Origin of the sequence: Aquimarina sp. Aq78, from assembly GCF_900299525.1 — a bacterium.
Lineage (GTDB): Bacteria > Bacteroidota > Bacteroidia > Flavobacteriales > Flavobacteriaceae > Aquimarina.
The window spans coordinates 213,571-228,153 of the sequence record NZ_OMKA01000023.1 but is presented as its reverse complement, the minus strand read 5'-3'; the positions used below and the strand labels follow the sequence as shown (position 1 = coordinate 228,153).

Annotated in this window: 13 protein-coding genes and 1 tRNA gene; 6 read left to right on the top strand and 8 right to left on the bottom strand. The window is 32.3% G+C overall.

Annotated features, from left to right (window positions below; genetic code table 11):
* Window positions 1-19 precede the first annotated feature (19 nt).
* A complete protein-coding gene (locus DG435_RS14170) occupies window positions 20-1,168 on the bottom strand; it encodes a lycopene cyclase family protein (protein ID WP_106792899.1) in 1,149 nt (382 codons plus the stop codon).
* Between the two features lie 101 nt (window positions 1,169-1,269).
* Here DG435_RS14170 and DG435_RS14165 point away from each other — a divergent pair, with 101 nt between their 5' ends.
* Both DG435_RS14165 and DG435_RS14160 read left to right on the top strand, forming a co-directional pair.
* A complete protein-coding gene (locus DG435_RS14165; protein WP_106792900.1) occupies window positions 1,270-1,686 on the top strand; it encodes a hypothetical protein in 417 nt (138 codons plus the stop codon).
* Window positions 1,687-1,736: 50 nt separating this feature from the next.
* Window positions 1,737-2,663 (top strand): DMT family transporter, encoded by a 927-nt coding sequence (locus DG435_RS14160; RefSeq protein WP_106792901.1) that lies wholly within the window; start codon window positions 1,737-1,739, stop codon window positions 2,661-2,663.
* Here DG435_RS14160 and DG435_RS26100 read toward each other — a convergent pair.
* The 4 genes from DG435_RS26100 to DG435_RS14145 all read right to left on the bottom strand — a co-directional run bounded on the left by DG435_RS26100 (window position 2,660) and on the right by DG435_RS14145 (window position 5,975).
* Window positions 2,660-2,812 carry a hypothetical protein gene (locus DG435_RS26100; RefSeq protein ID WP_369872056.1) on the bottom strand — a complete coding sequence of 51 codons (153 nt, stop codon included), beginning with the start codon at window positions 2,810-2,812 and terminating at the stop codon, window positions 2,660-2,662. The two genes, DG435_RS14160 and DG435_RS26100, sit on opposite strands and share 4 nt — an antisense overlap.
* A 40-nt stretch (window positions 2,813-2,852) precedes the next feature.
* Entirely contained in the window at window positions 2,853-4,949 is a 2,097-nt protein-coding gene (gene feoB, locus DG435_RS14155) for a ferrous iron transport protein B (RefSeq protein ID WP_106792902.1), read from the bottom strand.
* Window positions 4,950-4,964: 15 nt separating this feature from the next.
* A complete protein-coding gene (locus DG435_RS14150) occupies window positions 4,965-5,192 on the bottom strand; it encodes a FeoA family protein (protein ID WP_034246606.1) in 228 nt (75 codons plus the stop codon).
* Between the two features lie 111 nt (window positions 5,193-5,303).
* A complete protein-coding gene (locus tag DG435_RS14145; RefSeq protein WP_106792903.1) occupies window positions 5,304-5,975 on the bottom strand; it encodes an SCO family protein in 672 nt (223 codons plus the stop codon).
* Window positions 5,976-6,132: 157 nt separating this feature from the next.
* On the opposite strand from DG435_RS14145, the gene rseP reads away from it, so the two are divergent.
* The 4 genes from rseP to DG435_RS14130 all read left to right on the top strand — a co-directional run bounded on the left by rseP (window position 6,133) and on the right by DG435_RS14130 (window position 11,160).
* Window positions 6,133-7,449, top strand: coding sequence for an RIP metalloprotease RseP (gene rseP / locus DG435_RS14140; RefSeq protein WP_106792904.1), 1,317 nt, complete (start codon window positions 6,133-6,135; stop codon window positions 7,447-7,449).
* A 219-nt stretch (window positions 7,450-7,668) separates the two neighbouring features.
* Window positions 7,669-7,836: a hypothetical protein gene (locus tag DG435_RS25575; protein WP_159025601.1), complete on the top strand. Its 168-nt coding sequence runs from the start codon at window positions 7,669-7,671 to the stop codon at window positions 7,834-7,836.
* Window positions 7,837-8,082: 246 nt separating this feature from the next.
* Window positions 8,083-8,156: transfer RNA gene (locus tag DG435_RS14135), tRNA-Asn, on the top strand.
* Window positions 8,157-8,676: 520 nt separating this feature from the next.
* Complete coding sequence (locus DG435_RS14130; protein ID WP_159025602.1) at window positions 8,677-11,160, top strand: T9SS type A sorting domain-containing protein; 2,484 nt, start codon at window positions 8,677-8,679, stop codon at window positions 11,158-11,160.
* A 129-nt stretch (window positions 11,161-11,289) separates the two neighbouring features.
* Here the strand turns inward: DG435_RS14130 and DG435_RS14125 are convergent, their stop codons facing one another.
* From DG435_RS14125 to DG435_RS14115, 3 genes are all read right to left on the bottom strand, one after another.
* On the bottom strand, window positions 11,290-11,859 hold the full coding sequence (locus tag DG435_RS14125; protein ID WP_106792906.1) for a Crp/Fnr family transcriptional regulator: 570 nt from the start codon (window positions 11,857-11,859) through the stop codon (window positions 11,290-11,292).
* A 259-nt stretch (window positions 11,860-12,118) separates the two neighbouring features.
* On the bottom strand, window positions 12,119-12,310 hold the full coding sequence (locus tag DG435_RS14120) for a hypothetical protein (RefSeq protein ID WP_106792907.1): 192 nt from the start codon (window positions 12,308-12,310) through the stop codon (window positions 12,119-12,121).
* Window positions 12,311-12,830: 520 nt separating this feature from the next.
* Entirely contained in the window at window positions 12,831-14,543 is a 1,713-nt protein-coding gene (locus DG435_RS14115; RefSeq protein WP_106792908.1) for a helix-turn-helix domain-containing protein, read from the bottom strand.
* Window positions 14,544-14,583 lie beyond the last annotated feature (40 nt).

Sequence of the window (14,583 nt, the reverse complement as noted above, 5' to 3'; positions counted from 1 at the left end):
TTATAACCAATTAAGAATATTAGTTCAAATTAAAAATTCGTCTATACAGCGCTTTTAAAAAACTTCTTGCTGGCAGACTTGTAGTGATTTTAACATCTTCTAATAGTGTAGTTTCTTCGTCTAAAAATTTCAGAATCTTTGAACTCTTGTTTTTTTGAAATAACCTGGAAAACAAATTCGAGCCTATTCTATTTTCTGTATACAAAACATCCAGAAATAGTAAATCGTAGTACCAGAACTTCGTTCTTTTGCTAAATTTTGAAAGATCTGTATTATTTTTAAGGTAAGAGGTAAGGGTGTTTATTTTTTTAAAAGACATACTAAATGTATATCCTGTACTGGGTTTTGTCCACCCTCCAGCTGTACCGATATATAATATGTTTTTAGAATTATATTTTCTAAATTCATAACAGGTCATTGGGATACATCCTTTTTCTTTTTCGATAATCTCATACTCATCGATTCCTTTTTCTCTTAAGTATCTTGCTATTTCATCTTCATATTCTTGCTCTTCCAAAAGATCTTTAGAAAATAATGTGTATTCAAACAATGCTTCGGTTTCAGAAATAGGCAGCACATACATAAATCGTGTATTGTTTTTCTGAGCCACTGTAAAATCCATAAAAGTAGCTGTTTTGACGTCAAATAGAGGGGCTTTCGTTTTCACAAACCATCCCACAAAATGCTGATTTAAAACAGGGTACTGATTTTGATTTTTGTAATCTTCGGATAGTACTGTGCTATTAAAAACTTTATCTGCAAGATGTATTCGGGTATCGGTTTCAACTTTAACAATACTTCCTTCATCGGTTAAAGAAATGATTTCCTCTTGTATGATCGTGACATTAGGTTTTTTGTTTAAAATTCTTAAAATAAAATCATAAAAATCTTTACTTCTCACAAGTTTATACTGATAAGGTGAGATCTTTATTTGTTTTGAAAAATTAGGACTTCCAAAATAAATAGTATCCCATTTTTTACTTACGATTTCATCCCAAGCGCCTATACCTTTTTCCCAAAAACACCAGGTACGATCATTCTGATTTTTTATTCCTTTATCAATTAGTAAGATTTGTTTTTCATCAAAAAAAGAGTCCAAAACCATATGGTAAGCCAGCATCAAACCCGAAGCTCCTAAACCAGAAATTATGTAATCGTACTTTTGCATATATTTGATAGTCAAATATAAAATGAAAATTCAGCAATATGCCTATGTCATAAAATATTTCGATTTTTTTTATGTATCCCTAACATCAATCATTCTTAATCATGAAAAAGATTATATTCCTAATTCTTTTTATCATACCTTTTGTTTCTCTGCTTGCTCAAGACTCGACAAAAGTGAATCCTCCAAAAATTATTACTAAACTTAAGGTTGGAAATACGGTAAATTTTAATACCGCAAGTATAGAATTTCTTCGAGTTATAGAGGATTCTCGATGTCCATCTGATGTTACATGTATTTGGGCAGGACAAGTAAAAATTGTTATTGGCATTTATAAAGATGAGGCTCTAATAGAAGAGAAGGAACTTCTTTTTGGGGTAAATGGTATTGATCCAAATCATATAAAAGAAGTATTAAAAATAGGTCAAAAAACAGTTTATAGTTATAATATAAGTCCTTACCCCTCTGCAAAAACTCCTATTATTCCTTCAGAATATTACCTACAGTTACTGATCAAATAAAAGACTCTTTTTTAAAATAGAGTTTCATTAACTTTCCTTTTCTTTGCCAAATGATTTCTAACAAGATAAAAGCTCATTTAGCTCTATTGAGTGTTAATATTGTATATGGAGCAAATTATCTTGTTGCAAAAGGATTGATGCCTGGAAAAATTGAAGCTTCTGCATTGGTGTTTCTTCGAATCAGTGGTGCGGGTTTATTGTTTTTAATCCTTAAATTCTTTGTTAAAGAACAAGTAAATAGAAAAGACATCCCTCGCTTAGCATTATGTGGTTTTTTGGGAGTAGCTACCAATCAGTTCTTTTCAATGAATGGGTTAAGTCTCACTTCTCCTGTTGATGCTGCAATTATTATTACCGCAATGCCTATTTTTACAGTAATCATTAGTTATTTCTTGCTTAAAGAACCCCTAACATTGCAGCGTATTCTTGGAATATCTATAGGAGGTATTGGTGCTGTATTATTAATCTATATAGGAAATTCTGGAGTAGGAACAGGTTCTTTGCTAGGAAATATTTTTGTTTGCATTAATGCTTTAGCGTTTGCTTTCTATTTAGTGATTGTAAAACCACTAATGTCTAAATATAAACCCGTTACTGTTATTGTTTGGACATTTTTATTTGGGTTTATATTTATGTTTCCATTTTGTATAGAAAAATTGATTCATACAGATTTTAGCGCTTTTGTTACTTCAAATTGGATTTCTTTATTTTATGTAGTGGTAGGGCCAACCTTTTTGGCATACTTACTTAATATGTTTGCTTTACAATTTGTAAAACCTACCGTTTCGAGTAGTTATATTTATGTGCAACCCGCCGTGGCTATGATTCTTGTGGGTGTTATTGCATATTTTGTTGTAAACAGCCAATATAAAGGTGATATCACGATAACAAAATTATTATGCTGTATTTTGATTTTCTGCGGAGTATATCTTATTAGTAGCGGCCCGTTAAGGTGGTTTAAGAAATCAAATTCCTAATGACATCCACAACCTGTACTATCACAAGATTTTGAAGATTTTTTCTTTGCAGAAGATAACGAAGGTTTCCAAAAGAATTTTTTAATCAAAAATCCGATGGCTCCCACAAAAATCAAAAGCACTATTATATTTTGAATAAGAATACTCATAGTCTGTATAGTCGTATAAAGATACTAAAACTTAACGTTTTTATTTTAAAATTTGATATACAATTAAGGCTACACCATATGCAAAAATACTCATAAAAATAAGTTGAGCCATTGGCCATTTCCAACTATTTGTTTCTCGTTTTACTATAGCTAAGGTACTCATACATTGCATAGCAAAGGCATAAAACAATAATAATGAGATCCCACTAGCTAAATTAAACAAAGGGCCTCCTGTTACCTGATTAACCTCTGCGGCCATTCTATTTTTTATCGTTTCTTCTTCATCACTACCCACACTATATATCGTAGCTAATGTCCCTACAAAAACTTCTCTGGCAGCAAAAGAACTAATAATTCCAATTCCTATTTTCCAATCATAGCCCAAAGGTGCTACCACAGGTTCTATTGCTTTACCCGCATATCCAATAAAAGAATATTCAAGTTTATGAGATGCTATTTTATTATCTAATTCTTCTTGTGAAAGACTAGGGTAGAGTTCTGTTATAGTTTCTTCGGCATTATTAAAATTTTCATTAGGCCCAAAACTTGCTAAAACCCATAAGATGATAGAGATTGCCAAAATGATTTTTCCCGCCCCAAAAACAAAGGCCTTTGTTTTTTCGATTACATTTATTGCTACATTTTTGAATAGCGGAACTTTATATCCCGGCATTTCGATTACAAAATAAGATTTGCTTTTGATTTTTAGTATCCTATTAAGTAACCATGCTGATCCGACTGCTGTACCAAAGCCTAGAAAATACAAAAACATCAATGTAAGACTTTGATAACCAAATATCCAACCTATTTTTTCATCAGGAATAACCAATGAAATAATAATAAGATATACAGGTAACCTTGCTGCACATGTTGTAAAAGGAACAACTAAAATCGTAATTAATCTTTCTTTCCAGTTTTCGATATTTCTTGTAGCCATTACTGCAGGAATAGCACAAGCTGTACCCGAAACTAAAGGAACAACACTTTTACCACTTAATCCAAACCTGCGCATCACTCTATCCATAAGAAAGACCACACGACTCATATAACCGCTTTCTTCTAATATGGAAATGAAGAGAAATAAAAATGCGATTTGAGGAATAAAAATAACAATCCCTCCTAACCCAGGAATAATACCTTCTGTAATCAAGTCGACAAAAGGTCCGGATGGTAGTGATGTTTTTGTCACTTCACTCAACCAGGCAAAAGCTTCATCAATTAAATCCATTGGGTAAGATGACCAATCATAAATAGCCTGAAATATCAATAAGAGTATTGCTAAAAAAATAAAATACCCCCAAAATTTATGAGTAAGTACTCTATCCAGCTTTGCTCGCATTCCTGTAGCTGCTTTTTCATCTACGGTAAGGCCTTTCTTAAGCACATTATTAATAAATTGATATCGCTTAATAGTCTCTTTTTGTTGTAACCTTTTTAGTTCACTCTCCGATTTAATTTTAAAATCAGAGGAAATAGACATGTCTTGCTTATCAAATTTCCTAAAATTAACATCTTGAGTTATTACCAGCCAAAGTTTATATAAAGATTGATCAGGAAATGCTTTTTGTAATCTGCCAAAATAATCCGGTGCAAAAGATAATGCATCAAAACATGGCGTTTTTGATAATGATGTATACGATTCTATTAATTTTTTAAGTTCATCAATTCCTTCTCCTTTACGAGCACTAATCAAAGCTATCTTAGTTTTTAGCTCTTTTTCTAATAATGGAATATCTAAGGAAATTCCTTTTCTACGCATTCGATCTGCCATATTGATTACCAAAATAGTAGGAATATCCAGATCTTTAATTTGTGTAAAAAGAAGTAAATTTCGCTTAAGATTTTCTACATCACTTACTACGACTGCTACATCAGGGTAATCTTTACCTTTTTTATTAAGCAGTAATTCGATAACTACATTTTCATCTAACGAAGAAGCATTAAGACTGTAGGTCCCTGGCAAATCCATTATATGCGCCTTGACTCCACGAGATAACTTACATACTCCTTCTTTTTTCTCGACAGTAATACCAGGATAATTACCAACCTGTTGATTAAGGCCCGTAAGCAAATTAAAAACAGATGTTTTTCCGGTATTTGGGTTTCCAATGAGTGAAACTTTAATTTGCTTAGCCATAAAAAGAATTGCTATTTAGATAATTTGAACTTCAATTTGGGCTGCAATTTCTTTACGGATGGCAAGATGGCTACCATTTATATTAAGATACATTGGACATTGAAAAGGAGCTGTCTGAAGTAATTCGACTTCATTTCCCGGCAAACATCCCATTTCTAGTAATTTTAGAGGAATAATATCTGAAGTAATCTCCTTAATCAAAGCACGCTGACCTCTCTTAAGTGTAGCAATTGTAGTCTTCAAAGTTTATTTAGATTAATTTTAAACTAAGCAAAAATAGTATAAAAAATCGTATTGAAAAAGCCAAAGTTTTAAAATAAGGTAATAGAAACCATATCTCCGAGAAATCCTCAGCTATTTACCTTCATTTTTTAAAACAGCAATATCTTCTATCAATCGATCAATATCTTCTGGATTTGTGCCATCGTAAAATCCTCGAATACGTTTCTTTTTATCAACTAGAATAAAGTTCTCTGTATGTACCATATCATATGGGCCGCCATCTCCATCAGATTTGGCTGCCAAATAGGATTTACGTGCCAAATCATAGATCTGCTTTTTATCTCCAGTGACCAAATTCCATTTAGTATCATCTACCCCTTTTTCGATAGCATATTTTTTTAACCTGGCAACACTGTCTATTTTTGGAGTCACAGAATGTGATAGCAAAAGCACATCACGATCATCTTTTAATCGCTCTTGTACCTCTTTCATATGTCCAGTCATGATAGGACAAATTGTTTGGCAAGTAGTAAAGAAAAAATCTGCGACATAAATCTTATCCTTATAATTTTGCTGGGTTACTTCTTCTCCATTTTGATTGGTTAATTTAAAATCCGGAATTTTATGATATTTACGAATATACTGTACCGTACTATCTACCAATTCTGTATTTACCATATCGGGTTCATACACTGGCAAAACTCTATTGGGTTTAAGAATTGAATATATTATAGAAATAATAATAGCAGATAATACAAAAAGTACAATTGCAAAAAATTTATATTTAGAAAAAAACTGAAGCATAGCGATCTATTGTGCCTGCAAAATTACAAGGATTATCACTTATAAAAAGGTTGTTTTCATTAAAAAAATCCTAAATCTATCGAACTGTATGGTAGTTTTTTTTCATATACTCTTCTAAAAGGTTACTTTTGCGTGATTTAATTTTGAACAACGACGTATGAGTCCATTTTTTATAAAAGCAATACAGCTACTATTAAGTTTATCCATTCTGATCGTATTACACGAATTAGGACATTTTATTCCTGCTAAATTATTTAAAACAAGAGTAGAGAAATTCTATTTGTTTTTTGATATAAAATTCTCGCTATTTAAGAAAAAAATAGGTGAAACAGTTTATGGTATTGGTTGGCTACCTTTAGGAGGGTATGTAAAAATCGCCGGTATGATCGATGAGAGTATGGATAAAGAGCAGATGGCTGGCCCACCACAACCATGGGAATTTCGATCTAAGCCTGCCTGGCAACGACTGATTATTATGCTAGGTGGTGTTACTGTAAATATTATCCTTGGATTCTTAATCTATATGGCGATTATATTTACCTGGGGAACCAATTATATCGGTTTTGATGATCTCCCAAATGGTTTTGCTGTAGAAGATTCGTTTAAAAAGTTAGGATTTGAAGACGGAGATAGGATTCTTGATGTGAATGGTAAGACGCTAGAAGATGTAACCCAGATCAATCACTATTTATTTATGCGTGATGTCAAAAATATTAGTGTTTTACATCAAAGCGGAAGTAAAGAAACGATCCAAATTCCTGAAAACATAGGAACGACTATGTTCGAATCTGGAGTTTTACGGCCTTTTTCTCCAATAAATAAGCCTATTATAGATAGCACTTATCTCGAAATAGCTGAGAAAGCTGGTCTTAAAAAAGGAGATGAAATAACTGAAGTAAACGGGAAACCTATACAATATTGGCACGAGTTTAGAAAAACAATTCTTGAAAATAAAGGCACTCCTATTGCTATAAATTATACAAGAAACAATGAAATTAATTCTACTTCAATAACTCCTAATGAAGATGGATTAATTGGTGTTGTAGTTAAAAACAGTTACAAAATACAAGAAAAAAAATACTCCTTTGGTGAAAGTATCACTAAAGGTTTCGATTTTGGATATTGGACTTTACACGATTATATCGCACAATTTAAATATGTATTTACCAAAAAAGGAGCAAGTCAGGTAGGTGGATTTGGAGCTATCGGAAATCTTTTTCCAGATGTCTGGAACTGGAGAGCCTTTTGGGGAACCACTGCTTTTATTTCTATTATTTTGGCCTTTATGAATATACTTCCTATCCCGGCATTAGATGGTGGGCATGTAATGTTTTTATTATATGAAATTATTGCTGGCAGAAAACCGAATGATAAATTTATGGAATATGCACAACTTGCAGGTTTCATTCTTCTTATCGCTCTATTACTATTTGCCAACGGTAATGATATTTACAGGGCTATTTTTGATAAATAACGAATCAATTAATAGATTTTAAGTCATTTCTCTTTAAGAGATAAATCAAGTCAATACAACTAAGGTTATATTGACTTGATTTTTTTTATACCTCTTTTAAAACAGCTTTTTTCATTTACTTCATACAATCTCATAATTTGAGACCAACGTGCGTTAGTTTTACATCAGTTATCGGTAAAAGGATAACATAAAATAATGTATCATTAAATCAATTAAAAAATGAAAAACGTAATCGAATTAACAAGTTTAGAAGCTAAAAGTATTAATGGTGGTACTGAACCACATTCTACAAGTGTATATGATGATGGAACAGGTGGTGGATGTATTCCTCCATTCTTTCCTCAATTCCCTAAACCATTTCCAGGAGGAGAGCCTATTTTATTCTAAACAATTATTATTTGGAATAAGAAGTAGGAAATAAACTTCTTATTTAACCAAAAGCACGTTAAAAACCTCAACTACAAACATATAGTTGAGGTTTTTCATGTAATAAGCATTAATAAACGAAATAATATTTGGCAAATGCTCAATAAATAACCTTAAAAAATCAAAAAAATCTTTTTGAGATATAAAAAATAGTATATATTTGCACTCGCAAAAAGAGAAAAACATTCTATATTTGCAAAAATAAATTCCTCCTTAGCTCAGTTGGTTAGAGCATCTGACTGTTAATCAGAGGGTCCTTGGTTCGAGTCCAAGAGGGGGAGCAAAACAAAGCCTTAACTTATTCAAGTTGAGGCTTTTTTGCGTTTATATAACCATAGATAAGTTATACATTATAGGAGGCGCTAGATCTAGGATCATTAATAATCAAACGAATGAAGGTATGGGTTTTTGACTAAAACGTATTCATAAACATAGGTTGGATCACTTTAAAAGCGACATAAACAGCCAATTCTTACAATTACAACAAACATAAAACAAAGTATTAACATAATATTATCTTGTTAAAGAAGAACTAAATCACTAATTTTGCACCCAATTGTATTACACACAATAAATTACTTACTTCCCCCCTCTTAGTAATGGTAATACAATACTTCTTAAAACCACAGACCGAGAGAACATAAAATGTCTCTAAATTAAATTGCCCCTATTATCTCCATAATTGGTTTGCTCAGATGTGCTGCCATTTAAAATTATTAATTGACTATGATATATACAAAAAGTATATACCATAACACTTTGTATTATACGTTAGAGATCAACTGTTTTAAATCTATAGTTATGAAAAAACTATTACTTATTTGTTTACTTTTTCATTTGGGGAATCAGCTCATCTCTGCTCAAGCAGATTATATAAGCTGGGAATTTAGAGGAGGAAGGCTTCTTGCCAATCCAGATGGCACATCTACTGGACCCGGGCCAGAACCTGCAGGACTAGATGTTGCCGCTACACCACTAACTCCACCGGCCTTTGGTCGTCTTCGTTCGGCAGTATTGGGAGATTTGGATAATGATGATGATCTGGATTTTATTTCTGGAAGTCAAGGAGGAACCGTTCATTATTTTCAGAATACAGGAACAGTCATAGCACCTAATTGGGTAGCAGCATCCATACCTACTTTGGATACTATAAAGATAAATACTTATAGTAGCACGAGTACTTTTAGAAACCAAAATAGACCACAACTGGTAGATATTGATGATGATGGTGATTTGGATTTATTTATTGGATCTCAATATAATTATGAAGGTTCTACTCTTGATGATGTTCGTTTTTATAGAAATGTAGGAACACCAGAAACACCAGTATTCGAATATGTCCCTGCATGTATCCCTGGGCTTTTGGACCAGAATATTGCAGAATTCCCTGGCTTAGGCTTTGTAGATCTTGACAATGACACAGACCTTGATTTAGTCGCTTTAGGTAGTGATAAAATGACATACTATAAAAATATAGGCACCAAAGAGAATCCTAATTTTGAATTACAATCTGAAGCAGATAGTCCCTGGGATGATGAAAGTGCATATACTAACATGGATGTACCCATACCAGTATTTGAAGATTTTGACAAAGATGGTGATTATGACATGTATTTTATGATTGATACCGGTTTTGTTAGATGGATAGAAAATGTTGGTACCGCAACTACTCCTGATTTTGCTTCTTCTCCTCAACAACTATTTAATGGTGAATTAACCAATGGAGAAATAGGGAGTTTTTCTACTATAGATTTTGGCGATGTAGATGGAGATGGTCTTAAAGATGCTATTTTAGGAAGCTTTCACGTAGCCAGATTTGCATGGTTTAGACAAGTTCCTGTTTGCATCACACCAACAATATCAACCATTACAGCAACACCAGTTACCTGTGAAGGAGAAACTTCTACCATAACGATTACTGGTAATCTTAATATTGCATCTACATGGTCGATATATACTGATTCTTGTGGCGGCACATTGGTGGGCACAACAACCACAAACACTTCTACCTTTGAAGTTACTCCTACCGCTCCAAGTACCACCTATTATATACGAGGAGAAGATGATGGTATATCCTGTATTGATGAAACAACTGCCTCTTGTACAACGATTACTATTATGGTTAATGCTATCGATGATCCTAGTTTTAATTATAATACAGACAACTATTGTAAAGGTGACACCAATCCAATACCAACAATTACAGGATTAGCAGGCGGGGTGTTCTCCAGTACATCAGGATTGAGTATTGATCCCGGGACAGGAGTCATTGATATTGCTGCAAGTACAACAGGATCCTATACCATAACCTACACCACTACTGGAGCTTGTCCTGATTCTAGTGATGTTCTTGTGGATATTACTGAATTAGACAATCCGAGTTTTAATTATAATACAGACAACTATTGCAAAGGTGATACCAACCCAACACCAACAATTACAGGATTAGCAGGAGGGGTATTCTCCAGCACAGCAGGGCTGAGTATTGATCCCGGAACAGGAATTATTGATATTGCCGCAAGTACTATAGGGCCTTATACTATAACCTATACCACTAGTGGAATCTGCCCCAATTCCAGCAATGCTCTTGTAGACATTACCGAATTAGACAATCCAAGTTTTAAATTTGATACCGACAATTACTGTAAAGGTGACACCAACCCAACACCAACCATTACAGGATTAGCAGGAGGGGTGTTCTCTAGCACAGCAGGATTGAGTATTGATCCCGGGACAGGAGCCTTAGATATTGCTGCAAGTATAGCAGGGTCCTACACAATAACGTATACTACATCTGGTACATGCACTAACTCTAATACAATAGACATAACCATAAATGCATTACCCGATGTAACAATAACAAATAATTCTCTAACCTACACCGCTACTCTTACAGGAGCGATATACCAATGGATTGATTGTAATACAGACCAACCAATTAGCGGAGAAACAAACCAATCATTCACCGCATCCAAAAACGGTTCGTATGCTGTTGATATTACTCAAAACGGTTGTACAAGCAGATCTTCTTGTATTGTAGTAGATACTATTGCATCAGAACCAGAAGACACAATATCTTCTTTTAAATCTTATCCGAACCCAACCGATGGAATTGTAACTGTTACAATTGCAGTTCAAAAAATTACCATATTTAATTATTATGGTAGAAAAGTGTTCGAAACATCAGATTCTAGCTTTGATATATCATCTCTTCAACCTGGAGTATATTTCATGGAGGTTGAAACTGGCAAAGGAAGAACCATAAAAAAAATTGTACGTCGATAGAGAAAGTTGATATAAAATCTAAATTTTAGCATAAGATCTCCTGTTAGCAGGAGGTCTTATCTTAGAGAGATATCGTGAAGTTTATTACTTTAATAAATCATATATGACTATGCTATCGAATTCTTCTTACTAGTCTTTTGCTTTTACTTTACTTACAAATTCTGGTGAAAGCCCTAAATAAGAAGCAATCATATATTGAGGAACCCGCTGTGAAAACTTAGGGTTACTTAACACAAATTGCTTATAAAGATGCTCTCCAGAAAGATTACGAGTGTATTTTACTTTATTTATATGAGCAATATGGGTTTTTTCAGTAATTATTCTAAAAAACCTATCAATTTTAGGAAGTTTAGCTGATAGTTCTTCAAAAGAATCTTGATGTAGTTCTAATACTACTGAATCTTCAATAGTTTGAATAAAATTTTCTGATGGACTTTGATTAACTAAGCTTTTATAATTCGTAAACCACCAGTTATCAATCCCAAAATCCACAATTCGCTCTACTCCTTTTTCATCAATATAATATGATCGTACACATCCTTTTAAAATAAAATATCTCGCCCTACAGATTTTCCCTTCTTCTAACACATACTCTTTCTTTTTGAATTTCTTCATTTTAAGATAATGATAAAATAGCTCCATTTCTTCATCAGAAATATCAATATAATTCCTGGTATACTCAGCCAGATTAGTAATCATAGTTTTCTACTTTATACATTCTTCAAAAGATGTTATTTTTGGTGCGTTAACAAGAAAAGAAGAAAGTTCTATTTTCATTCACAAAGTTAATATTATCTCACCTATTTTCTTCTTTATAGAACTACTATTTCACCTACACAATCCCCAAAAGAGGTCTTAACAGATTTGCAAACATTCTAAAAAATATTCAACAAAAAAAGACTGTCTTTTCAGACAGTCTTATCAATTTCAAAGATTCATATTTACTATAAAATAATCTTTAGTATGGCATGCAAGTCCCATAACCTCCATACGGAGAAATAGAGCAATACCAATCGAATTCCCCTATGGCTTCGAAGCAATCTCTTCTTGTTCTACATCCAACAGGATGCTGTATCCCTCCATTAATAGTTTCTTGTTGTTTTTTGTCCAATTGCTGAACATCTTTTAAATTTAGAATTTTTGATAACATAACTTATTAGATTTAAATTGAATTATAAAACTTACCTACTCTATTAAAAGGTTTTCGGCTTCCCCCTTTATCAAAATCTTATTCTTAATAACACTTTGACTTTTACTCTAAGGTATATTCTAACAAAGAGAGAGAAAAATATAACTCCCGTATATTAGACAAAATGAGGAGGAAGAAAACACTTATAACAACCTATAAAATCTAAAAAATTTGGAATAGTTAAAAAGGATAAATCTAAAATACCCCACGCCCACTTTCACAAACGCAATGAGTCTCATGGGTTCCTGTATCACCATCTGTAACATAACACTCTCCACCTTTTACCATTCTCATAGTACCGAGATTAATTCTGGAAATAGTAATTTTTTTAAGGCTGATTCTCTTGTTTTGATATTCTTTCATGATTATAATAGTTTAATATTTATAAAATAATATACTTTCAATAAAACATGGATCATAATTTGTTAGCCGCATTTTAAATAAATTGCGGTACGATTCAGAAGATACTTATCAATAAAAATTATTCTAAGTTTTCAATTTTTTTAATATAATAGGAAGGGTTTAAACCTGTTTTGGATTTAAAATGTTTTGTAAAAGAATTATCGCTTTTATACCCTATTTCGGAAGCAATTGATTTAATCGAAAAAGATCTAAACTTCTTGTCATTTTTCAACCTTTTTAATGCGTATTCTATTCTTAAATCATTGATATAGTCATTAAAGCTTTTTTCTTTATGTATTTTGATAATTTTTGAAAGGTATGTGGTATTTGTTTTTACTTTTTTGGCCATTGTACTTAGGCTACAATCAGATTTCAAAAAATATTCTTGATCCTCCAATCTATTTAACCTTTTTAGTACATTATTGATTTTCTCATCATCGATTACAATCTCCTTAGCACCATCTTTTGACTCCATTGTTTCTGTTCTGCGTTCAGACTCCAGATTGGATATTTTATTTATCAAATCGTTAAAAATAGTTTTATTCATTTTTTGTTTCCTGTAAAACAATACTCCAACTACTATCAACGATATTAATAATATCAATACTACTATTATACCATACCTTACTTCTTTTTGTTGTCTATTCTCGAGCTCCTTTATAGTCTCTCCTAGCTCTTGAGTATCCTTATTGTATATTTTATTAACAGTTTTATCCTTTTCGTCCTGAAATTGAGCCTGAAGTACCGTATATTTATTAAGCCAGTATTTAGATTTTCTCTCATTTCCTATAGCCTCATTACAGTCAGCCAATAGTCGATACGTTTCCAAAACTCTATCATTTCTTGAATCTTTTTTTTCTAACAAGTTTAATATACGATCCAAAGATCCAATTGCCTTTCTGTATGCTTCTTGTTTATAATAACAACGGGCAAGAAAATAATGAAGATTCAGTATAGGTTTTTTTTGCTTAATCTTATGAGTACGCGCAATATCTTCTACCAGATGTAAATACTCAAATGCCTTAGGTAAATCGTTTCTATAAAAAAACACTGCTCCTTTTTTAGTGTATAAATCAATAGTTCCAATATGATAACTTATAGGTTCACTAAGTTTAATTCCTATTTCTGCGTAATAAAGTACAGAATCATATTTCTTTTGATCCATGTATATTTCGCTAATAATAGTGATAAGATTAACATGGTTTTTACCATTTTTAAAAGAAGAGTTCTCTGCAAGTTTTAAGGAATGTTTACAGACTTCTAAAGCCTTATCTAATTGCTTCGTTCTTCTACGAATCATCGTAATTCCAGAATTTGCAACAATCTCATATTTAATATTTTTATTCTTTTGTGCAATTTCCAGAGCCTTGTAATAGGAGTCTAGCGCTTTTTGATTTTTCCAATCCTTGAGATATGAATTCCCCAGTTTTAAGTAAATAGCACATAAAAACAGCTCGTAGTTTGCTTGTTTTGCTGCCTTTGCTGCATGACTAAAGTAATATGCACTTCTTTCGTAGTTTCCCGTTTTGTAAAAAGAAAGTGCTATATAATAATATTCATTGGTCTTGGCGCTATCCTGATTTTTGAGATTAGAAAGTGCTATTTCGTAAATTTTAGCATCTTCTGGTGTAGATTTCTTTATAAATCCCCCTAATTCTTTGGAAGACCTACCAACAAGGCTATCAAATACTGGTACATTATTTTTCTGAGCAAACATTGCCGTTGTCAAGAAAATAGATAATCCTATAGAAAAAAATAAGGGTATTGATAAAAGTCTTTTAAAAAAAATCATTATTCTGGATATGATACAACTATCCAAATGTAATAATTAC

Bases quoted from the DNA above. Each gene is read 5' to 3' on its own strand.
- DG435_RS14170 (WP_106792899.1), bottom strand. From the start codon at position 1,168: ATGCAAAAGTACGATTACATAATTTCTGGTTTAGGAGCTTCGGGTTTG.
- DG435_RS14165 (WP_106792900.1), top strand. From the start codon at position 1,270: ATGAAAAAGATTATATTCCTAATTCTTTTTATCATACCTTTTGTTTCT.
- DG435_RS14160 (WP_106792901.1), top strand. From the start codon at position 1,737: ATGATTTCTAACAAGATAAAAGCTCATTTAGCTCTATTGAGTGTTAAT.
- DG435_RS26100 (WP_369872056.1), bottom strand. From the start codon at position 2,812: ATGAGTATTCTTATTCAAAATATAATAGTGCTTTTGATTTTTGTGGGA.
- feoB (WP_106792902.1), bottom strand. From the start codon at position 4,949: ATGGCTAAGCAAATTAAAGTTTCACTCATTGGAAACCCAAATACCGGA.
- DG435_RS14145 (WP_106792903.1), bottom strand. From the start codon at position 5,975: ATGCTTCAGTTTTTTTCTAAATATAAATTTTTTGCAATTGTACTTTTT.
- rseP (WP_106792904.1), top strand. From the start codon at position 6,133: ATGAGTCCATTTTTTATAAAAGCAATACAGCTACTATTAAGTTTATCC.
- DG435_RS25575 (WP_159025601.1), top strand. From the start codon at position 7,669: ATGAAAAACGTAATCGAATTAACAAGTTTAGAAGCTAAAAGTATTAAT.
- DG435_RS14130 (WP_159025602.1), top strand. From the start codon at position 8,677: ATGAAAAAACTATTACTTATTTGTTTACTTTTTCATTTGGGGAATCAG.
- DG435_RS14125 (WP_106792906.1), bottom strand. From the start codon at position 11,859: ATGATTACTAATCTGGCTGAGTATACCAGGAATTATATTGATATTTCT.
- DG435_RS14120 (WP_106792907.1), bottom strand. From the start codon at position 12,310: ATGTTATCAAAAATTCTAAATTTAAAAGATGTTCAGCAATTGGACAAA.
- DG435_RS14115 (WP_106792908.1), bottom strand. From the start codon at position 14,543: ATGATTTTTTTTAAAAGACTTTTATCAATACCCTTATTTTTTTCTATA.